We start from the raw sequence: 19,733 nt of genomic DNA, 5'->3' as shown, positions 1-19,733 counted from the left end.
CCTGCTTGCAAGCGAATGTCGATCAACCAGGATTCGCTTCCATTATTGCCCGGCTTCCCGTTCGCGCCGTTGTCGGCGCGCTTTACGGGCCTCCTGCCGGCGCTTCTCCTCGAGCATGCGCTCATCCGCTTCCTCGTGCTTCCAGTGCTGCACGGCGATTTGCGCCTTCACTTCTTCGAGAATATCGAGCAGGGTTTCGCGAATCAGCGTGTTCAGTTGTTGTTGCTGGCCGCTGGTGGCGGTGTTGATCAGATCATTGATCAGACGATCCAGCCTTTCACGGTTGGCCGGCGCGCTGATGTCCTCCACCAATTGCTCCACCAGAGCGTCGCCGGCATCGCGCACGGTCTCGCCAAGCAGGGCGACGGCACGGGGGCCGGCCACCGGAATCGCCGCCAGCCGGCGGCCCGCCGGGGTGCGGTTCACCGCCTCGTTGGTGAGGTGGCCGAGATAATCGCCGAGCTGGTCCCGGTACTGGTCGTGACTGCGCCGGGTGGCATCGGCGATGCGTCCGCCGAGGTAGTCCACCAGCTCGTCACGGCGCGGTAGCAGCACGTCCTGCTCGATGCGATGCATCAACTGGCCGCCGCTGACGATCTCCCGCTGGGCGCCTTCCAGGATGTTGATCACCACCCGGTCGGAAATCTCCTCCACCAGGATCCGGTAATACTTGAGTACGGTGCGGCCCAGATAGGTCTCGGTGAAATCCACCACGCCCCGCTTCTGCAGCCGGTACATGAGGCTGATCACGCGCAGGATCCGCAGCCAGCGGAAACTGCCCACCGGAATACAGCCGAGCAGATCGTACCAGTGCGCGAACGGGTAGAAGAACCAGCGATGGTAGGTGCGCCGGCCGATGGCGAAGCCCCAGCGAATCACGAACTCGGTAAGGAAAACCGCCACGAACCAGAGGTCGATCTCGAGGAAATTGGCGTGCACGGTGTCCCGGTAGAAGCTGAAAAACGCCGGTGACAGCATGTGCAGAAAATCCTGCACGGCGGGGATGCGGAACAGCCAGTCGAACAGGATCAGTCCCAGATTGAGCAGGATCAGGCCGATCATCGCCAGATCGACCAGATAGCCCAGGCTGTCCAGATCCAGGCGCAGCCGTTTCAGGTTCAGGCGCACGTTCATGAGATCGGGTCGAAGCGGCTCCACACCGGGCAGTGGTCGGAGGGTTTCTCCATGGCGCGGATATCGTAATCCACGCCGCTGTCCCTGAGCTTGTCGAGCAACGGCCGGGTCGCCAGCAGGGTGTCGATGCGCAGGCCGCGGCGCGGATCACGATGGAAGCCCTTGGAGCGGTAATCGAACCAGGAGAACACGTCGTTGGTTTGCGGATTCAGGTGGCGGAAGGTGTCCACCAGCCCCCAGTCCAACAGCCGCTGCCACCATTCGCGCTCTTCCGGCAGGAAGCTGGTTTTGCCCTCGCGCAGCCAGCGTTTGCGATTGTCCTCGCCGATGCCGATGTCCAGATCGGTGGAGGAAATATTGAAATCGCCCATGATCACCAATTGTTCATCCGGCTTGTGTTCGCTTTCCAGGTACTGTTGCAGGTCCTCGTAGAACTTCTGCTTGGCCGGGAATTTGGTCGGGTGGGAACGGTTCTCGCCCTGCGGAAAGTAGCCGTTGAGTACCGTCACCGGAGCGCCATCGCGATCATGCAGACGACCGATGATCATGCGCTTTTGCGCTTCCTCGCCATCGCCGGGAAAGCCATAGCGAATATCCGCCAGCGGCTCACGGGTGATCAGGGCGACGCCGTAATGTCCCTTCTGGCCGAAATAATAGGGGTGATAACCCATATCCCGCACTGCCTGTTCGGGAAACTCGCTGTCCTGCACCTTGGTTTCCTGCAGACCGATCAGCGCCGGCTGGTACTTGTTGATCACCGCCTCCAACTGATGCAGACGGGCGCGAATACCGTTGATGTTGAAAGAAATCAGAGTCATGCCTTTTCCTCGGATCGTTACTCGGCCGCTGGCGGCCGTCGGCCATCGGGGCATTGTACACGAGCGGACCTGCGTTGCGTTGAGCGCCCGGCTGACCGAATTCGCCCCCCATGATGTCGTAATCGGTCCATGTGTTTCCCCGCCGGTGTGGCTATGATGTCCGCCTTTCCACGCTGGTTCTGAGGTTCATGCATGACGGATACCGATAACACCGGTGACGCCGGGCGCGAAACCACGCTCGCGTTCGCCCATGCCAACGGTGTGCCCGGTCACAGTTACGACACCTTTCTGGCGCCGCTGGCGGAGCACTATGATGTGCGGATTATGGAGTGTCTGGCGCACGATGCGCGTTTCCCGGTGGACGCCGACTGGAAAAGCCTGAGCCTGGAACTGGAAGAGTGGATGCGGGAGCTGCCCAAGCCGCTGATCGGCCTGGGCCATTCCATGGGCTCGGTGCTGATGTTTCACGTGGCCCAGCGCCACCCGGACTGGTTCAAGGCGCTGATCATGCTGGATCCACCCATGGCCAACGGATTCCGCGGCGTGGTCATGCGCGGCATCAAGGCGCTGGGCCTGCAGGACCGGTTCACCCCCGCCGGCCTCAGCAAAACCCGGCTCGATCATTGGGACAGCTGGGACGACGTGGAAAGCTACTTCGGCTCCCGTGGCTTCTTCAAGGCGTTCGATCCGCGCTGCCTGCGGGATTATCTGCGGGCCGGTCTGGAGCGTCACGGTGACGGCTGGCGGCTGCGCTTCCGCCCGGCAATCGAAGTGGCCATCTTCCGCGAAGTCCCCACCGGTCTCACGCGCATGCCCCGCCTCAAGGTACCCGGCGCCCTGGTCACCGGCCAGGACTCGCCGCCGCCGTTTCATCACAGCGGCGCACGGCACGCGCGCCGCCATCGTCTGCGCCGCCTGTTCTCGCCGGGAGGGCACATGTACCCGTTGCAATACCCGGAGCGCACCGCTGAAATGGTGCGGGAACTGATCGTGGAACTGACCGGAGCCGAGCATGTCCTCCCCGCCGACCAAAAGAGTGCCTGAAGAACGCCGCTTTTCCGCCTACGGACAGACCCTGGCGGCGCTGTATTGGGATGGGCCGCATGCGGAGGAAGAGCGCGAACCGATTCTGGCGCTGCATGGCTGGCTCGACAATGCCGCTTCTTTTCTGCCGCTGTCCGCGCATTTGAACCGGCCCATGGTGGCGCTGGACTTCGCCGGCCATGGACATTCCGAGCACCGCCCGGCGGAGCTGGCCACCCATTACGTGGACCATGTGCGCGACGTGCTCGCCGTGGCCGACCAATTGGGCTGGGACCGCTTCGTGTTGATGGGACATTCCATGGGGGCAGGGGTGGCCTGCCTGTTCGCCGCCACTTTCCCTGAGCGGGTCAGCAAGCTGGTGCTGATTGAAGGGCTGGGCCCGCCGGCCACGCCCGCCAATGAAGTGGCCAGCACGCTGCGCACGGCCATCGATCAGATGCACTCGCTGCCGGAGAAGCGCAAGCCGGTCTATGCCCACCAGGACGACGCGGTGGCGGTGCGCCGGCCCGCGCTTGGCGGCCTCGAAACCGAATCCGCGCGGCTGCTGTGCGAGCGGGGGCTGGTGGCGGTGGAAGGCGGCTGGACCTGGCGTACCGACATGCGTTTGCGGATTGCCTCCTCGGTTCGCTTCACCGAGGAACAGGTGGAAGGCTTTGTCCGTGCCATTGAAGCACCCACCTTGCTGATCCTGGGGGAGAATGGTCTCGCCGGCGAGGTGAAATTCGAGCACCGCTTCGACTGGCTCCGGGACGCCCGTCGGGTCATCCTGCCCGGACGTCATCATTTGCATATGGATACGCCCGAACCGGTGGCGGAGGAGATCCAGGGTTTTCTGGCCTCGTAAGGACGACCGAGACCGGCACCGGCGGCATTTCGGTGGCTCGACATTGTTGACAGTGACATTGATCGATGTAAATTAGATTCTATCTAGACAACGTCCAGATGGAATCCGACATGTCCACCGCCAAACAAAAAGCACAACAGCTGCATCGCGCGGCGGGCCATTCCTTGAAGGCCCGCCGTGTCCGCTTCGATTTCTCCGGGACGCCACTGCACTGGTTGCCGGAAGACCCGTTTTCCTCCTACATGATCAACGGCATCCATTTGCTGCTGCCTGCCGGGGAACTGTGGTTCTGTCGCGTCTATAACCAGGCCCTGCCGCTGATCAGCGATGACGCTTTGCGGGCCGAGGTGGAGGGCTTCATTCGCCAGGAAGCGATTCACTCTCGTGCCCACTCCGGCGCCCAGGAGTACCTGCGCCGCCACGGCTTGAGCGTGGAGGACTATGTGGCGCGGGTGGATTGGCTATTTGGCACTTTCCTGGGTGATACGCCGTTGGCGGTACCGATGTTTCGGCAGCGTCATCTGGAAAAGCCCTGGCTGGTGCTGCGGGTGGGCCTCATCGCCGCGATCGAACACTTCACGGGGGTACTCGGCCAATGGGCGATGGACAATACGTCCTGGGAAGAGCAGGGCGACGCCGCCATGGCGGACCTGTTCAAATGGCATCTGGCGGAGGAGGTCGAGCACCGCACCGTGGCTTTCGATCTGTTCGATCATCTGTGCCGCACCCAACTGGGGTTCTATGTCAGCCGACAGGCGTTGATGGCGTTGGTGTTTCCATTGTTCATTTACTTCATCTCCGAAGGCGCGCGCAGCCTGGCGCGCCAGGATCCGGATCCGCGCGTGCGCCGGATCGGCCGGCAGTGGATTCCGCGACTGTTATGGCGGTTGCAGCGCACCGGGCGCCGCACCGGCAATGTGCCCACCTTCAGCTTTCTGGTGGCGGCGACCCTGCGCTGGATTCACCCCGGCTTCCATCCGTTCTTTGAAGGAAACACCGAACAGGCGCTGGCGTACCTGGCGCGCTCTCCGGCGGCGCGGGCGGCGGTTTGAGTCTCTCTGGCACGCTGATTCGCTGCCAAGGCAGCTTCCCACGGGCCGAACCACGAAGCCGCTGTGGGAGCGGCCTTGGCAGCGAATACGCGACCATGCAAAAGCGTCAAGCCTCCGGCGTCTGGCGCTTTTGCACTTATGGGGCACTACTGGCTCACGGGCCCGCCATCAAGCTATCCGCTGGTCCGTTGAAGCTGCTCGAAACGGAGGCCGGCTTTGATCAGGCGCTCCAGCAACGGGTCCCCTAACGCCATCACCGGGGTGATGACACCGGTATCCTGGGGCTGGCCCGGATCCAGTGCCAGCGCCATGGCGGTTTCGGCGAGCATACAGGCGGTCTCGTCGTAGCCGGGATCGCCACCGGACACCTGGCACAGCACCTCACTGTCTCCACAGCGCCCGCGCAATCTCACCTGGAACCAGGAGCGGGCACGGGTGGCCGCGTCCGGGCCTTCGCCAGCGGGGCGTCGTTGCAACAGCCAGCGCCGCAGCGGGCCCACTTGCGCCGCGCCGATCAGCGCGCCGACGGCGGCGGCGCCCAGGCCCAGCTTGAGCGGATTGCCGCTGGCCAGGTAATGGCCATAGCGGAATTGCGGGCCATAGCGCTCCAGAGCGCGGGCGGAGCGCAGCACCACCATCGGGTCGATGGTTGGCAGCGGTGCCAGCCAGCCGCCCAGATCCGCGTCGCGCCGTGCGCGGAAGGGCACAGTGGCGACCTGTCTCGGATAGTCCCGGCGCAGTTGCTCGTTGGCCCGGCGCAGGCTGTCGCGATTGGCGCCGGGGCGGGCGAAGGCCTCCAGGGCGGAATGCCAGGTGCCGCCGGAAAACTCGGCGGAAGCGGTCAGCGCCCCTTCCACCGTTACCGGCTGGTCCAGCGGGCGGCCGTGGGCCTGGGTCAGCCGGTTGATGGTGAACAGCACGCCGGCATCGTAGGGAATGGAGTCAAAGCCGCAACTGTTGACGATGGCACAGCCGGCGTCGCGGGCGGCGGCATGGTGTTCCAGCAGCAGGCGATTGACGAACTCCGGCTCACCGGTGAGATCACAGTAGTGGGTACCCTGGCTGATGCAGGCCCGCACCAGCGGTTCACCATGACGGACATAGGGCCCCACCGTGCTGGCCAGTACCCGGGTCCTGGCGGCCATGGCATCGAGGCTGGTGTCGTCGTCGCTGCAGGCAATCAGCAGATCCGGACGGTGGCCGCGCTGTTCCAGGGCGGCGGCGATTTTCTCCAGACCATCACGGTGCCGTCCGGCGATGGCCCAGCGGACATCCCGGGGCAAATGACAGCTCAGGTAGCGGGCGGTGAGCCCGCCGGTGAAACCGGTGGCGCCGTATAACACCAAGGCATAGGGACGTGCGTCGCTCATGCTGCCCCCCGATCCTGTTCAGAACTGGTATTCCAGTGTACCTTCCCCGCCGTTTCTGGCCCATCATAGAGTTCTTTGCACACAGGCTTACTGGCCAATACGAAAAAACGTTCGGGAGACAACATGGAAATGACGGTGGAGCGCCGCTATCCGGTGGATGTGGAAACGTTGTACGCGATTCTGACCAGCAAGGCGTTTTTCGAGCAGCGTTATGCCTGGGGGAAGGTGGAGGATTATCGCTTTGATGCCTTTGAACAGACCGAGGACGGCGCGCTGATCCGCATCGTCCAGCCGATTACCATCCGCGCCGATAAAATTCCCGGTTTCGCCCGCCGCTTTTTGCCCACCCGGGCCGACCTGACCACGGAATTCCGTTGGCACCCGGCGCCGGAAGGCGGGTACCGCGCGGAATACCGCTTTGCCCTCGGCAATGTGCCGGTGAAAGTCAGCGGCACCATGACACTGCTACCCGGCAGCGATGGCGGCGGCGAATCCCGCCAGATCACCCAGGTGGCGGTGCGCTCCTCGGTGCCCCTGGTGGGCGGCAAACTGGAAAAACTGATTGGCCAGCGTTTCGACCAGGCGCTGGAAGGGGACTATCGGGCCACGCTGCGGTATATAAAAGAAAAGCAGTGAAGAGTTAATAGGGAACAGGGAAGAGTTAACAGTGAATAGTTAATAGTGAAAAGAAAGCGGCGTTGCGATGACGCAAAGGCCGTTTGCCGATCCGCAATAGTCCGCTTTTTTGTTTTTCCAATCAAAGAGGCCGCTCCCTGTCCCGGACGCGGCCTCTTTGATTTCAGTTACCGCCTTTCGTAGCACGCGCAACTATTCACTGTTCCCTATTCACTGTTAACCGCGTTTTTGCCATTTATGGAAAAAACGCACCGGATTGCGTCGCTTGCGGCGCCAGGCGCGGCGGGCTTCCGCTTGCGGGAAAATGTACAGCGGCCGTTTGGCGGTGGCGCCGAGGATTTCCCTGGCGACGGTGTCGACGTCATCGGCGGCGCGGCGCATGGCCCGCTCCAGGCGCGCCCGGCTGAGCGGGTCGGCACCGGTCAGCCGCTGATGCAGCGTGCTGGCGAAGAGGTCGGGACAGGCCACGCTGACGGCGATGCCAGTGCCGGCCAGCTCCGCCGCCAGCGCCTCGCTGAGCCGCACCAGGGCGCCGCTGCAGGCGGCGTAACTGCTCAATCCAGGTGGCCCGGTGATACCCGCCAGCGCCGAGATGTTGATCAGGTGGCCGCTGTTCTGGCGTTTCATCAGCGCCAGCGCCGCCCGGCACACATACACCGTGCCCATCACATTGGTCCGCCACAGTGTTTCCCAGCCGTGGTTGCCGAGTGCCTCGAACGGGCCGGTGTCGGCCACGCCGGCGTTGTTGATCACCACGTCCAGCCGTTCCCAGCGCCGCTGTATTCGTTCCATTGCCTGGCGGACCGCGCGTTCATCACTGACATCGGCATGCAGGAAGAGCACCTCACCGGTACGGCCGCGCAGAGTGTTGGCCAGGGTCTGCCCGGCCAATTCATCACGATCCAGCAGCGCCAGCCGGTAATCATCGACGGCCGCCCGGGCCAGGGCGGCGCCCAGACCGTGGGCGGCGCCGGTGATCAGCATCACGGGGCTGTTTTGACTCATGGCCGGCGCTCGTGCCGGAGGTTGGATCTACACCGCATGGCGTTGGCCATCCAGTTGGCGCATCGGGGTTTGCAGCACGTTTTCCTCGCCTTCACTGCGGGCCAGCAGGACGGCGCCGACGCTGTCGCCCCACACATTCACCGCGGTACGGCACATGTCGAGAATACGGTCGGTGACCAGAATCAAACCAATCGCCTCCGCCGGCAGGCCGATGATGCCGAGGATCACGGTGATCGCCACCAGGCTGGCGGCGGGGATGCTGGCGACGCCGATGGAAGTGATCAGAGCGGTGAAGACAATGGCGAACTGCATGCCGAAGGACAAATCCAGACCATAGGCCTGGGCGATAAAAATGGCGGCGGCGCATTCGTACAGCGCGGTGCCGTCCATGTTCACGGTGGCGCCCAGCGGCAGCACGAAACTGGCGGTGCGCTTGGAAACACCGGACCGCTTTTGCACGCAATCCATGGTCAACGGCAAGGTGGCGGCGGAGCTGGCCGAGGAGAACGCGGTCATCAGTGCCGGTGACATGGCCTGGAAATGGCGCCAGGGGGAGCGTTGCGCCAACACCCGGATCAGCAGTGGCATCACCACGAAGGCATGCAGGAACAGGGCGGCGAGAACCGTGAAGAAGAACCACAGCAGCGGTTCCAGAGCGTCCAGGCCGGTGCGGGTGACAGTGGCGGCGATCAGACCGAACACGCCCAGCGGGGCGAAACGGATAATCAGCATGGTGATGCTGACCATCACTTCGTAGAACCCCTCGACCATGTTGCGCAGGGTGTCGCCCGGTGCTCCGGCCAGCGTCCGCAGGAAAAAGCCGAACAGCAGCGAAAACACGATCAGCCCCAGCATCTGGCCATCGGCGGCGGCCTGCACCAGATTGGGCGGCAACATTTGCAGCAGAATCTGAGTGAATTCGCCGGCGCCCCGGCCCTCGATTTTTTGCAACACGTCCTGGGTGTTGGCGGCGAAGCCCAGCAGATCCCGGGCTGGCTCGCCGTCGATGATGCCCGGCGTGGTGATATTCACCAGCAACAAACCGATCAGAATGGCGATCAGGCTGGTGCTCATATAGAACAGCACGGTCTTGGCGCCCAGCCGGCCCAGGTTCTTGCCCTGGCCGACGTTGACCAGACCACTGATGATGGCGGTGGTGATCAGCGGCACCACCAGCATTTTCAAGGCATTGATGAACAACGTGCCGATCAGGTCATAGGCTTCGATAACGGCGATGCCCAATATCCGGGTATCTTCACTGGTCACCCAGCCCGCCAGCCCGCCCAAAATCATGGCGAGAAAAATCTGGTGATGCAGTTTCATAAAGTGCCCCACTGCGTTGTTTTTCTTACTTAAGCATACCGGAGGAAACGGTGGCGAGTGAAACCGCCTCCCTCCTGGTCAGGCCGCGCCCGTGGCGGACCGCGGCTCATCGGCTCCGCACAGCGCCAGAATCTGCTGGTACTGACGATCCGTTATCTGCTGGATCGACAGCCGTGGGCGGGTCACCAGCTCCATGTCGGCGAACTCCGCGTGATCACGGATGGTGGCCAGGGAGAGCGGTTGGGGAAAGTGGCGGTGGTAGCGTACATCCACCTGATACCAGCGGGGCTGGTCGGGGCGGCTGCGACTGTCCTCGCCGGGATGGCCGGCGCTGAACTGGGTGGGATCCGGATAGGCGTCGGAGACGACTTCCGCCTCGCCGACGATGGCGGGCACTTTGCAGCTGGAGTGGTAAATCAGAACGCGGTCGCCGTTGCTCACCTCATCGCGCAAGCGGTTGCGGGCCTGGTAGTTGCGTACGCCATCCCAGCCGGAGGTGCCGTCCGGAGCATCTTGCAAGTCGTCCAGGCTGAAGGCGTCGGGTTCGGTTTTGAATAACCAGATGCGCATGGCTTCCTCATCAGTGTCGGCGAAAAAAGAGGGCGTGATTATTATGGGCAGCGGCCACTTTTTCTTTACTACCTGCCTTTGATACTGGCGGCAAGGGTACTATCCCCCGCGTCGGCGGGAAGCTCGCTGAGCAGCCGGGTTCTCGCCTGTTCCAGCGATAACGCCGTGCTGACGGTGAATGCCGGCTTATTGAGCGTCAGCATCATGTGCGCGAAGGTTCGGTTAAGCGCGCTTTCCAGCACGATGACCTTGTGCGCGGTGATCCGCGCGAAATCGGCGCCGCAGGCAAAGCGCGCGGCACGCATGTCGAGGCTGCCGATATTACCGTAGTAGATCACGCGTTGACGCAGTTCTCCATGCGTGTGAAACAGCGCCAGCCGCTGACGGTAGATACGCCACTGCACCGCCGGATCCACATCAATGCCATCGGGCAGTTCGACCAGGGTCAGGGGGCCGTCCTGACGGACGGTGAGGGAGGGCATGGGGTTATCGCATCCTGCTTATTTTGGGCAATCTTATGAGAGTGGCGCAGGTGGGCCCGGGAAATCAATCCGGTGAAAGTGCTATGTGGGTGGCCGGCGGACCGTGATCCTCCATCCCGCGCCGTTCTATGCTAATCTTCCGCGCCCATTCGTGGAGGTCCTCAGGTGATCGACGAGATTCAGCAACAACAGGCCCTGGCCACCCTGCGCACGCCCCGGGATTGTCTGCGTTGGGGCGAGAGCTGCCTGCGTCGCGGCGGGGTGTTTCTGGGCCACGGCACCGACGACCATGGCGACGAGGCGCTGGCGCTGCTGCTGCATGTGCTGGCGCTGCCCCACGACACCGACCCCCGCATGCTCGATGCCCGTTTGCTGCCCCATGAACTGGAAGCCTTCGTGGCCCTGCTGGCGCGCCGCGTCAACGAGCGGGTGCCGACGCCGTATTTGACCGGCCAGGCCTGGTTTTGCGGTCTGCCGTTCCAGGTGGACGAGCGGGTGCTGATCCCCCGTTCGCCGATCGCCGAACTGATCGAAGCCGGTTTCCAGCCCTGGCTTGATCCGGACCAGCCGTTGCGTGCACTGGATTTGTGCACCGGGGGCGGCTGTATCGCCATTGCCATGGCCATGGCGATGGAAGACGCCGAGGTGGATGCCAGTGATATTTCCGCCGACGCCCTGGCGGTGTGCCAGGCCAATATCGATCACTACGGCCTTGGTGACCGGGTGCGGGCGGTGCTTTCGGATGGCTTTGACGGCTTGCGGGGGCGTTATGATCTGATCGTCTCCAACCCGCCTTACGTGGACGCCGCCGATCTCGCCGCCATGCCAGAGGAATTCCACCACGAGCCGGAACTGGCACTGGGCTCCGGCGCCGATGGTCTGGACTTCACCCGCCGTATTCTGGCCGAGGCCGCCGATTATCTGAGCGATGACGGTGTGCTGATCGTGGAGGTGGGCAACAGCGACCAGCACGTGATGGCGGCCTGGCCGGAGGTGCCGTTCCTGTGGCTGGAGTTCGAGCGCGGCGGCCATGGCGTTTTTCTGCTGACACGGCAACAATTGGTCGACCATCGTGAGTATTTCGCCGGCTGACCGGCGACCCCTGATCGAGGAGCACGAATGTCTGGGAACAGTTTTGGTGAACGGTTTCGGGTGACCACCTTTGGTGAGAGTCACGGCCCGGCGCTCGGGGCCATCGTCGACGGCTGCCCGCCGGGGCTGGCGTTGAGCGAGGAGGACCTGCAGGGTGAGCTGGATCGGCGTAAACCCGGCACCAGCCGTTACACCACCCAGCGACGCGAACCGGATCAGGTGCGCATCCTTTCCGGCGTGTTCGAAGGCAAGACCACCGGCACGCCGATCGGCTTGCTGATCGAAAACACCGATCAGAAGTCCAAGGATTACAGCGAGATCGCCAATACCTTCCGTCCCGGTCACGCCGACTACACCTACACCCAGAAGTACGGCTTCCGTGATTACCGCGGCGGCGGACGCTCCTCCGCCCGGGAAACCGCCATGCGCGTGGCCGCCGGCGCCATCGCCCGCAAATTTCTGGCCGAGCGGATCGGGGTGCGGATTTTCGGCGGCGTCGAGCAGATCGGCGATATCCGTGCCGAGCAGTTTGACTGGAGCACGGTCAACGATAATCCGTTCTTCTTTCCGGACGCCGCCAAAGTGCCGGAGCTGGAGGCGCTGATCAACGCCCTGCGCAAGGACGGATCTTCCATTGGCGCCCGGGTCACGGTGTTCGCCGACGGTGTGCCGCCGGGCTGGGGTGAGCCAGTGTTCGACCGCCTCGACGCGGATCTGGCCAAGGCTCTGATGTCGATCAACGCGGTGAAAGCGGTGGAAGTGGGCGACGGCTTCGAGGTGGTCAACCAGCGCGGCGAACAGCATCGCGACGAGATGACTCCGGAAGGCTTCGTCAGCAACCATGCCGGCGGCGTCCTCGGCGGCATCAGCTCCGGCCAGCGCCTGCGCGCCAGCATCGCCCTCAAGCCCACTTCCAGCATCCTGATCCCGGGCCGCAGCCTGACCCTGGACGGCCAGCCCACCGAAGTGGTCACCAAGGGCCGCCACGACCCCTGCGTCGGCGTGCGCGCCACCCCCATCGCCGAAGCCATGATGGCCCTGGTGCTGATGGACCACTACCTGCGCCACCGGGCGCAGAATGGGGATGTGGTGGCGCCCTTGTCGCCGGTGCCCGGCGACAAGGGCAGTGAATAGGGAACAATGAATAGTTAACAGTGAAAATCAAAAGCGCTGGTCTTTAGCCGCTGTGGGAAGCTTGCTTGCAAGCGAATGGCCCAACGCCGGAGGTCGGGATTCGCCAGCAGGCTGGCTCCCACAGCAAAGACACGAACTGTTTTTGACTTTCGCTATTCACTGTTAACTGTTAACTATTCACTGCCGTCATCGCTGTTAACTATTCACTATCGATTGCTTCAAGGAAGGCCCGTGCCGCATTGGACCGGCTCCGCCCGGGATGCGTCACCACGCCCAGTTTGCGTTCCGGCAGGGGGGTGTCCACCGCCAGTTCGATCACGCTTTGGTCCAGCATGGTGGCCGGCAGCACGCTCCAGCCCAGGCCGATGGAGACCATCATATGGATGGTCTCCAGATAATTGGTGGACATGGAGATGTTCAGCGCCAGGCCGTGTTCCTGGAACAGCCGCTCAACGATGCGGCGGGTGAAAGTGACTGGCGAGGGCAGGATGGCGCTGAAGCGGGTCAGGGTTTCCAGGGTGAGATCCGCTTGCCGGGCCAGCGGGTGTTCCGGCGCGCACATGAACACCAGCGGGTCGTCCCAGATCACCTGGCTGTGCAGGCGGGTATCCGGCTGCGGCGGCAGGGTCACCACCCCCATCTCCAGATCCCCGTGCAGCACCGCCTCCCAGGCTTCCTCGGAATCGATGAAATGGATGTCCAGGCGCACCTGTGGGTACTCCCGGGAGAAACGCCGCAGCACCGGTGGCAGGCGATGCAGGCCGATATGGTGGCTGGTGCCGATGCGCAGGGTGCCGCTGACTTCGCCGGTGAGGTTGTTGATGGCGCGGCCCATGTCCTCCAGTTCCTGAAGCACTTTCCGCGCCCGGGGTAACAGCGCCTCGCCGGCTTCGGTGAGGCGGATACGCCGTCCAACCCGGTCGAACAGGCGAGCCCCCAATTGCTGTTCCAGCACCGCGATGCGTTTGCTCACCGCCGGCTGGGTCAGGAACAGCCGCTCCGCCGCGCCGGAAAAGGAGCCGCTCTCGGCCACGGCCATGAAGGCTTGCAAGGATTGGGTATCCATGGGGTGGGGCTGCCTCCGGTATCGAGGAATTAGGGCGGGCAGGGCGGCGGTTCGGAGTCACCACAAACTACCCAGCCCTTCGGTCTCTTATCCTCTCAGATAACTCATGGGAATCCAAACCATAAAAAAGATGAATTGGATTTATCTTATGCCCCCGCGTAGGGTGTGGGCATTAACAGCCCGGATATCTCACCAGTTGGTGCGTAGCAGGCGAGTCATAAAGCGCAGCTGATGTTTCCGGGGCGCGCCGTGCCAGGCCGGGGCCTGGTCCAGCGGCTCGGGAACATCAGCTGCGCTTTAGGGCCGTCTGATGCGTGCCAAGCATAGCGGCGATATCTCTCTCATCGGTCCGATGTTAAGTGCGGACTGGTGAGATATCCGGGCTCAGCCCCCCAAGGCTCCAGGAGAAGCATCAATGGCAGGCAAGACCCTCTACGACAAGTTGTGGGACGCCCATCTCGTCGCCCAGCGGGAAGACGGATCGGCGTTGATCTACATCGATCGTCACATCATCCACGAAGTGACCTCGCCGCAGGCCTTCGAAGGTCTGCGTCTGGCCGGGCGGCAGCCCTGGCGGACCGGCGCGGCGGTGGCGACCATCGACCACAATGTGCCGACCACGCCGTTCAAGAGCGCCGCCGATATCACCGACGAGACCTCGCGCATTCAGGTGCAAACGCTGCAGGACAACACCCGCGAGTTCGGTATCACCGAGTTCGGTATCGGTGACGTGCGTCAGGGCATCGTGCACGTGATGGCGCCGGAGCAGGGCGCGGTGGTGCCGGGCATGACCGTGGTGTGTGGCGATTCCCACACCTCCACTAATGGCGCGCTGGCCTGTCTGGCTCACGGTATTGGCACCAGTGAGGTGGAGCATGTGCTCGCCACCCAGACCCTGGTGGCCAAAAAGATGAAAAACATGCAGGTGAAGGTGGAGGGCGACCTTGGCCCAGGCGTTACCGCCAAGGATGTGGTGTTGCACATCATCGGCGTGATCGGCACCGCCGGCGGTACCGGCCATGCCATCGAATTCGCCGGCAGCGCCATCCGCTCGCTGAGCATGGAAGGCCGCATGACGGTCTGCAACATGGCCATCGAGGCCGGCGCCCGCGCCGGCATGGTAGCGGTGGACGACATCACCGTGGATTACGTCAAGGGCCGTCCGATGGCGCCGACCGGTGAACAATGGGCACAGGCGGAAGCCTACTGGCGTACCCTGGTGTCCGATGACGACGCCCGATTCGATACCGTGGTGGAGATCGACGCCGCCGACATCCGCCCGCAGGTGTCCTGGGGCACCAGCCCGGAAATGGTAGTGGCGGTGGACGCCAGCCTGCCGGATCCGCAGGCGGAAAGCGATGAAGTGAAACGCTCCGGCATGTTGCGCGCCTACGAGTACATGGGCCTCAAGCCGGGCATCAAGGTCGGTGATATTCCCGTGGACCGGGTGTTCATCGGTTCCTGCACCAATTCGCGAATCGAGGATTTGCGCGCCGCCGCCGATGTGGCCAAGGGACGCAAGAAAGCGGATTCGGTGAAGCAGGTGCTGGTGGTGCCGGGTTCCGGTCTGGTGAAGAAGCAGGCGGAACAGGAAGGCCTCGACAAGATCTTCATCGAAGCCGGTTTTGAATGGCGCGAGCCCGGTTGCTCCATGTGTCTGGCGATGAACCCGGACCGTCTGCAACCCGGTGAGCACTGTGCCTCCACCTCCAACCGGAACTTCGAGGGCCGGCAGGGCAACGGCGGCCGCACCCATCTGGTGAGCCCGGCCATGGCCGCCGCCGCCGCGGTGGCCGGTCATTTCGTCGACGTGCGGGAATTGGGGTAAGCGATCATGGAAAAATTCGTCAAGCATGAAGGGCTGGTGGCGCCGTTGGATCGCGCCAACGTGGACACCGACCAGATCATTCCGAAGCAGTTTCTCAAATCGATCAAGCGCACCGGCTTTGGGCCGAACCTGTTCGATGAGTGGCGTTATCTGGACGAGGGCTACCCGGGCCAGGACAATAACGCACGGCCGAAGAACCCGGATTTCGTGTTGAATCAGCCGGTCTATCAGGGCGCTACTATTTTACTGGCCCGCCGCAACTTCGGTTGTGGCTCCAGCCGTGAGCACGCGCCCTGGGCGTTGATGGATTTCGGTTTTCGCGCGGTGATCGCGCCGAGCTTCGCCGATATCTTCTACAACAACTGTTTCAAGAACGGCTTGCTGCCCATCGTGCTCTCCGAGGGGCAGATGGAAGAACTGTTCCAGGCCGAGGCGGCCAATCCCGGCCTGCGTCTGACCGTGGACCTGGAAGCCCAGCAGGTGCGCACGCCGGACGGCAAGGCCTACGATTTCGACATTGATGAGTTCCGCAAACACTGCCTGCTCAACGGCCTCGATGAGATCGGCCTGACCCTGCAGGAAGCGGACACCATCCGCGCCTACGAGGAACGCCGCCGGGCCCGCGAGCCCTGGGTGTTCGCCGAGCACGCGAACCACTGATCAGGACAACACCACGGAAGCGAACCATGAGCCACATTCTGATTCTGCCGGGTGACGGCATCGGCCCGGAAATCGTCCAGGAAGCGGTGCGCGTGCTGCGCGCCGCCGAGCAGCGTTTCGGCCTCGACATCAGCCTGGACGAAGCGCCGGTGGGCGGCGCCGCCTATGACCTGCACGGTGACCCGCTGCCAGAGAGCACGCTGGACAAGGCGCGCGCCGCTGACGCCATTCTGTTCGGTTCCATCGGCGGTCCCAAGTGGGACACCATCGAACGGGACAAGCGCCCCGAGCGTGGCCTGCTGCGGCTGCGCTCCTCGCTGGGCCTGTTCGCCAATCTGCGCCCGGCGATTCTGTTCCCGCAACTGGCGGACGCCTCCTCGCTGAAACCGGAAGTGGTGTCGGGCCTGGATATTCTCATCGTCCGTGAACTGACCGGCGGCATCTACTTCGGTCAGCCGCGCGGTATCCGTGAGGAGAACGGCGAGCGGGTCGGCTTCAACACCGACGTCTATTCCGAATCGGAAATGCGCCGTATCGCCAAGGTGGCGTTCGAACTGGCCGGCCAGCGCAACAACAAGGTCTGCTCGGTGGACAAGGCCAATGTGCTGGAAGTCACCGAGCTGTGGAAAGAGGTGGTCACCGACGCCGCCAAGGACTACCCGAATATCGAACTGTCCCATATGTACGTGGACAACGCCGCCATGCAACTGGTACGCGCGCCGAAACAGTTCGACGTGATCGTCACCGGCAACCTGTTCGGTGACATTCTCTCCGATGAAGCCGCCATGCTCACCGGTTCCATCGGCATGCTGCCCTCCGCGTCCCTGGACGAAAACCGCAAGGGCCTGTACGAACCCTGCCACGGCTCGGCGCCGGACATCGCCGGCCAGGGCATCGCCAACCCGCTGGCCACCATCATGTCGCTGGCCATGCTGATGCGCTACAGTCTGGAGCGTGGCGACGTGGCGGATGCGATCCAGGCCGCGGTGGAGCAGGTTCTCGATCAGGGGCTGCGTACCGCGGATATTTACACCGAGGGCACGCGCAAAGTGAGCACCGAGGAAATGGGCGCCGCCGTGGCCGAAGCACTGGCTCGCGGTTGATCGGCGCCTGAACCCATAGATTGAGAAGGGGCAACCCCTTCGGGAGACAAGTCTCAATGAAGAAAGTCGGTTTTATCGGCTGGCGTGGCATGGTCGGTTCCGTATTGATGGACCGCATGCGTGAGGAAAACGATTTCCAGGACATCGAACCGGTGTTCTTCTCCACCTCCCAGGTCGGCCAGGCCGGCCCGGATGTGGGCAAGGAAATTCCGGCGCTGGGCGACGCCAAAAGCGTCGATGAGCTGAAAAAACTGGACGTCATTGTCACCTGCCAGGGCGGCGACTACACCAATGAGGTGTATCCCAAACTGCGTGAAGCCGGCTGGCGGGGCTACTGGATCGACGCCGCCTCCGCGCTGCGCATGCAGGACAACAGCGTCATCGTGCTGGACCCGGTGAACCGCAAGGTGATCGACCAGGCGCTGGACAACGGCGTCAAGGACTACGTCGGCGGCAATTGCACCGTGAGCCTGATGCTGATGGCCCTGGGCGGTTTGTTCAACGCCGATCTGGTGGAGTGGGCCAGCGCCCAGACCTACCAGGCGGCCTCCGGTGCCGGCGCCCAGAACATGCGCGAGCTGATCGCGCAGATGGGCACCATCCACGGTGCCGTGGCGGACAAACTGACGGATCCGGCCAGCGCCATTCTCGACATCGATCGTCAGGTGGCGGATACCATGCGCTCCAGTGATCTGCCGCAACAGCACTTCGGTGCGCCACTGGCCGGCTCGCTGCTGCCGTGGATCGACAAGGAAATGGAAAACGGCCAGAGCAAGGAAGAGTGGAAAGCCCAGGCCGAGACCAACAAAATCCTCGGTCGCGGCGACCAACCGATCCCGCTGGACGGCACCTGTGTGCGCATCGGCGCCATGCGCTGTCACGCCCAGGCGCTGACGGTGAAACTGAAGAAAGATGTGCCGCTGGATGAGATCTACGACCTGATCCGCAACGCCAATGACTGGGTGAAAGTGGTGCCCAACGAGAAAGAGGCGACGCTGCGTGATCTGACGCCGACGGCGGTAACCGGCACCTTGACCGTTCCGGTGGGGCGCCTGCGCAAGCTGAACATGGGCGGCGAATATCTCAACGCCTTCACCGTCGGCGATCAGTTGCTGTGGGGCGCCGCCGAGCCGCTGCGCCGCATGCTGCGGATTCTGCTGGAGCGGTGATCAAGAAGTCGAACGTCCGGCGCGGACGTCCGGCCCCAACGAACGGCACGAGTCCAGCGGGCTTGTGCCGTTTGTCTTTGTTCTGACGGAACGTTGTCCTGGAGGATAAACAATGTCGATGGAACCCGGATTGGCGGTGGTTGGTGCCACCGGCCTGGTGGGCGATGCCCTGCTGGAGCAACTGGCGCAGCGCAAGGTGCCTTACGGAGAACTGTTCCTGTTGGCCTCGGAAGAGAGCGAAGGCACGTCTTTGCGGGTGGGCGGCCGTTCGCTGACGGTGCAGCGGCTGGATGGCTTCGATTTCTCCCGCGTGGCGCTGGTGGTGTTCGCCGCCGGCGCCGCGGTGTCCCAGGAATGGGCGCCGCGCGCGGTGGATGCCGGAGCCATGGTCCTGGACCTGTCACCGGCGTTCCGTTACGAGCCGGACGTGCCGTTGCTGGTGGCCGGGGTCAACGACGAGCAGATTCCCGCCGCCCGCGAGCGCAATCTGGCCGCCGCCGCCGATGCCGCCACCGTGCAACTGATGCTGGCCTTGAAGCCGCTGATGGCGATCTCCGAATTGCAGCGGGTCACCGTGACCCAGTTGCAGGCCGCCTCCTCCTCGGGGCGCAATGGCGTGGAACGTCTGGCCCGCCAGAGCGCGCGTTTGCTCAATGGCATGGACGCCAGCGAAGGCGCGGAACCGCAATACGCCTTCAACCTCGTGCCCACCGTCGGGCGTCTGCAGGACAACGGCTATACCAGCGAGGAATTGAAATTGATGCTGGAAGCCCGGCGGGTGCTCGGGCGTCCGGACCTGGCCGTGGATGTGAGCTGTGTGCAGGTGCCGGTGTTCCATGGCCTTTCCCAGGTGGTGGTGGTGCGTGGCGGTCTGCCCATCGGTCTGGCTCAGGCGCAGGCCTGCTGGGACGAGGCGCCGGGTCTGGCCCAGGACGAAGGCGGAGAGGGGGACGGCGCGTCCCCGGTACGGCAGGTGAAAGAGGAGCCGCTGGTGCGGCTGGCCCGTGCCCGGGAAGACGTGGACGGGCAGGGCGAACTGAGCTTCTGGACCGTGGCCGATAACATCAAGGCCGGCGCCGCCCGCAATGCCGTCCTGCTGGTGGAGCAACTGCTCGCCGGGGCGTGATCCTGCTCTCAACCGTCCGATTCCAATTCCCCCGGCCACGAAGCCGCTGTGGGAGCTTGTAGCGACGTGTATGCGGGCCAGGAGGCCAGCGCCCCGCCAGCCGCGTGCCCGCAAATCGTGGGCAAAGGAAGTGCTTACCCCCTCGACAACCCCCATCCCGCCAGAATAAAGTCGTAGCTCTCGGGCCGCCCTGGCGGCTCGGGACGGGGGCGTCTCAATCCACGGTTGCGCGCGCATTTTTTCGAAAAAACCATGAAAAATGCGCACTTACTAGCAA

At 63.5% G+C, this 19,733-nt stretch carries 19 protein-coding genes; 11 read left to right on the top strand and 8 right to left on the bottom strand.

The features are described 5' to 3' along the window. Window positions 1-42: 42 nt before the first annotated feature. The gene (locus RYH70_RS12200) at window positions 43-1,134 is read right to left on the bottom strand and encodes an ion transporter (RefSeq protein WP_317009199.1); all 1,092 of its coding nucleotides are present in this window, start codon (window positions 1,132-1,134) and stop codon (window positions 43-45) included. After that, a complete protein-coding gene (gene xthA, locus RYH70_RS12195) occupies window positions 1,131-1,952 on the bottom strand; it encodes an exodeoxyribonuclease III (RefSeq protein WP_022996003.1) in 822 nt (273 codons plus the stop codon). The genes RYH70_RS12200 and xthA overlap by 4 nt, the downstream gene beginning before the upstream one ends. Window positions 1,953-2,144: 192 nt before the next feature. On the opposite strand from xthA, the gene RYH70_RS12190 reads away from it, so the two are divergent. The 3 genes from RYH70_RS12190 (at window position 2,145) to RYH70_RS12180 (ending at window position 4,892) form a co-directional block, all read left to right on the top strand. Continuing rightward, entirely contained in the window at window positions 2,145-2,996 is an 852-nt protein-coding gene (locus tag RYH70_RS12190) for an alpha/beta fold hydrolase (protein ID WP_022996002.1), read from the top strand. Further along, complete coding sequence (locus RYH70_RS12185; protein ID WP_317009198.1) at window positions 2,965-3,840, top strand: alpha/beta fold hydrolase; 876 nt, start codon at window positions 2,965-2,967, stop codon at window positions 3,838-3,840. The genes RYH70_RS12190 and RYH70_RS12185 overlap by 32 nt, the downstream gene beginning before the upstream one ends. 110 nt (window positions 3,841-3,950) lie before the next feature. Next, window positions 3,951-4,892 carry a metal-dependent hydrolase gene (locus RYH70_RS12180; protein ID WP_317009197.1) on the top strand — a complete coding sequence of 314 codons (942 nt, stop codon included), beginning with the start codon at window positions 3,951-3,953 and terminating at the stop codon, window positions 4,890-4,892. A 173-nt stretch (window positions 4,893-5,065) separates the two neighbouring features. Here RYH70_RS12180 and RYH70_RS12175 read toward each other — a convergent pair whose 3' ends face one another. Further along, window positions 5,066-6,262, bottom strand: a complete 1,197-nt coding sequence (locus tag RYH70_RS12175; RefSeq protein WP_284456125.1) for a saccharopine dehydrogenase family protein — start codon at window positions 6,260-6,262, stop codon at window positions 5,066-5,068. Between the two features lie 123 nt (window positions 6,263-6,385). Between RYH70_RS12175 and RYH70_RS12170 the strand changes: the two genes are divergently transcribed. After that, entirely contained in the window at window positions 6,386-6,898 is a 513-nt protein-coding gene (locus tag RYH70_RS12170; RefSeq protein WP_022995990.1) for a DUF2505 domain-containing protein, read from the top strand. Window positions 6,899-7,114: 216 nt separating this feature from the next. Here the strand turns inward: RYH70_RS12170 and RYH70_RS12165 are convergent, their stop codons facing one another. From RYH70_RS12165 to RYH70_RS12150, 4 genes are all read right to left on the bottom strand, one after another. After that, window positions 7,115-7,903, bottom strand: coding sequence for an SDR family NAD(P)-dependent oxidoreductase (locus RYH70_RS12165; protein ID WP_055099575.1), 789 nt, complete (start codon window positions 7,901-7,903; stop codon window positions 7,115-7,117). 27 nt (window positions 7,904-7,930) lie between these two features. Further along, entirely contained in the window at window positions 7,931-9,226 is a 1,296-nt protein-coding gene (locus tag RYH70_RS12160) for a dicarboxylate/amino acid:cation symporter (RefSeq protein ID WP_022995988.1), read from the bottom strand. 78 nt (window positions 9,227-9,304) lie between these two features. Further along, a complete protein-coding gene (locus tag RYH70_RS12155; RefSeq protein WP_026949618.1) occupies window positions 9,305-9,796 on the bottom strand; it encodes an EVE domain-containing protein in 492 nt (163 codons plus the stop codon). 68 nt (window positions 9,797-9,864) lie between these two features. Beyond that, the gene (locus RYH70_RS12150) at window positions 9,865-10,278 is read right to left on the bottom strand and encodes a hypothetical protein (RefSeq protein ID WP_022995986.1); all 414 of its coding nucleotides are present in this window, start codon (window positions 10,276-10,278) and stop codon (window positions 9,865-9,867) included. Window positions 10,279-10,443: 165 nt separating this feature from the next. On the opposite strand from RYH70_RS12150, the gene prmB reads away from it, so the two are divergent. Beyond that, complete coding sequence (gene prmB / locus RYH70_RS12145; protein WP_026949619.1) at window positions 10,444-11,370, top strand: 50S ribosomal protein L3 N(5)-glutamine methyltransferase; 927 nt, start codon at window positions 10,444-10,446, stop codon at window positions 11,368-11,370. 27 nt (window positions 11,371-11,397) lie between these two features. Beyond that, entirely contained in the window at window positions 11,398-12,504 is a 1,107-nt protein-coding gene (aroC, locus tag RYH70_RS12140; protein ID WP_055099579.1) for a chorismate synthase, read from the top strand. A gap of 199 nt (window positions 12,505-12,703) precedes the next feature. Here aroC and RYH70_RS12135 read toward each other — a convergent pair whose 3' ends face one another. After that, window positions 12,704-13,570, bottom strand: a complete 867-nt coding sequence (locus tag RYH70_RS12135; RefSeq protein ID WP_022995983.1) for a LysR family transcriptional regulator — start codon at window positions 13,568-13,570, stop codon at window positions 12,704-12,706. 415 nt (window positions 13,571-13,985) lie between these two features. On the opposite strand from RYH70_RS12135, the gene leuC reads away from it, so the two are divergent. The 5 genes from leuC (at window position 13,986) to RYH70_RS12110 (ending at window position 19,456) form a co-directional block, all read left to right on the top strand. After that, complete coding sequence (leuC, locus tag RYH70_RS12130; protein ID WP_022995982.1) at window positions 13,986-15,398, top strand: 3-isopropylmalate dehydratase large subunit; 1,413 nt, start codon at window positions 13,986-13,988, stop codon at window positions 15,396-15,398. Between the two features lie 6 nt (window positions 15,399-15,404). Next, window positions 15,405-16,058, top strand: coding sequence for a 3-isopropylmalate dehydratase small subunit (leuD, locus tag RYH70_RS12125; RefSeq protein WP_317009196.1), 654 nt, complete (start codon window positions 15,405-15,407; stop codon window positions 16,056-16,058). Between the two features lie 26 nt (window positions 16,059-16,084). Then, complete coding sequence (leuB, locus tag RYH70_RS12120) at window positions 16,085-17,161, top strand: 3-isopropylmalate dehydrogenase (RefSeq protein ID WP_022995980.1); 1,077 nt, start codon at window positions 16,085-16,087, stop codon at window positions 17,159-17,161. A 56-nt stretch (window positions 17,162-17,217) separates the two neighbouring features. After that, a complete protein-coding gene (asd, locus tag RYH70_RS12115; protein ID WP_317009195.1) occupies window positions 17,218-18,330 on the top strand; it encodes an aspartate-semialdehyde dehydrogenase in 1,113 nt (370 codons plus the stop codon). 112 nt (window positions 18,331-18,442) lie between these two features. Continuing rightward, window positions 18,443-19,456, top strand: coding sequence for an aspartate-semialdehyde dehydrogenase (locus tag RYH70_RS12110; RefSeq protein WP_022995978.1), 1,014 nt, complete (start codon window positions 18,443-18,445; stop codon window positions 19,454-19,456). Window positions 19,457-19,733 lie beyond the last annotated feature (277 nt).

It is taken from the genome of Alloalcanivorax xenomutans (assembly GCF_032810065.1).
GTDB lineage: Bacteria > Pseudomonadota > Gammaproteobacteria > Pseudomonadales > Alcanivoracaceae > Alloalcanivorax > Alloalcanivorax xenomutans.
This window is presented reverse-complemented; position numbering and strand designations above follow the sequence as displayed.

What these genes read in the sequence shown, in the direction of transcription:
- RYH70_RS12200 (WP_317009199.1), bottom strand. Translation starts at nt 1,134, where the DNA reads ATGAACGTGCGCCTGAACCTGAAACGGCTGCGCCTGGATCTGGACAGC.
- xthA (WP_022996003.1), bottom strand. Translation starts at nt 1,952, where the DNA reads ATGACTCTGATTTCTTTCAACATCAACGGTATTCGCGCCCGTCTGCAT.
- RYH70_RS12190 (WP_022996002.1), top strand. Translation starts at nt 2,145, where the DNA reads ATGACGGATACCGATAACACCGGTGACGCCGGGCGCGAAACCACGCTC.
- RYH70_RS12185 (WP_317009198.1), top strand. Translation starts at nt 2,965, where the DNA reads ATGTCCTCCCCGCCGACCAAAAGAGTGCCTGAAGAACGCCGCTTTTCC.
- RYH70_RS12180 (WP_317009197.1), top strand. Translation starts at nt 3,951, where the DNA reads ATGTCCACCGCCAAACAAAAAGCACAACAGCTGCATCGCGCGGCGGGC.
- RYH70_RS12175 (WP_284456125.1), bottom strand. Translation starts at nt 6,262, where the DNA reads ATGAGCGACGCACGTCCCTATGCCTTGGTGTTATACGGCGCCACCGGT.
- RYH70_RS12170 (WP_022995990.1), top strand. Translation starts at nt 6,386, where the DNA reads ATGGAAATGACGGTGGAGCGCCGCTATCCGGTGGATGTGGAAACGTTG.
- RYH70_RS12165 (WP_055099575.1), bottom strand. Translation starts at nt 7,903, where the DNA reads ATGAGTCAAAACAGCCCCGTGATGCTGATCACCGGCGCCGCCCACGGT.
- RYH70_RS12160 (WP_022995988.1), bottom strand. Translation starts at nt 9,226, where the DNA reads ATGAAACTGCATCACCAGATTTTTCTCGCCATGATTTTGGGCGGGCTG.
- RYH70_RS12155 (WP_026949618.1), bottom strand. Translation starts at nt 9,796, where the DNA reads ATGCGCATCTGGTTATTCAAAACCGAACCCGACGCCTTCAGCCTGGAC.
- RYH70_RS12150 (WP_022995986.1), bottom strand. Translation starts at nt 10,278, where the DNA reads ATGCCCTCCCTCACCGTCCGTCAGGACGGCCCCCTGACCCTGGTCGAA.
- aroC (WP_055099579.1), top strand. Translation starts at nt 11,398, where the DNA reads ATGTCTGGGAACAGTTTTGGTGAACGGTTTCGGGTGACCACCTTTGGT.
- RYH70_RS12135 (WP_022995983.1), bottom strand. Translation starts at nt 13,570, where the DNA reads ATGGATACCCAATCCTTGCAAGCCTTCATGGCCGTGGCCGAGAGCGGC.
- leuC (WP_022995982.1), top strand. Translation starts at nt 13,986, where the DNA reads ATGGCAGGCAAGACCCTCTACGACAAGTTGTGGGACGCCCATCTCGTC.
- leuD (WP_317009196.1), top strand. Translation starts at nt 15,405, where the DNA reads ATGGAAAAATTCGTCAAGCATGAAGGGCTGGTGGCGCCGTTGGATCGC.
- leuB (WP_022995980.1), top strand. Translation starts at nt 16,085, where the DNA reads ATGAGCCACATTCTGATTCTGCCGGGTGACGGCATCGGCCCGGAAATC.
- asd (WP_317009195.1), top strand. Translation starts at nt 17,218, where the DNA reads ATGAAGAAAGTCGGTTTTATCGGCTGGCGTGGCATGGTCGGTTCCGTA.
- RYH70_RS12110 (WP_022995978.1), top strand. Translation starts at nt 18,443, where the DNA reads ATGTCGATGGAACCCGGATTGGCGGTGGTTGGTGCCACCGGCCTGGTG.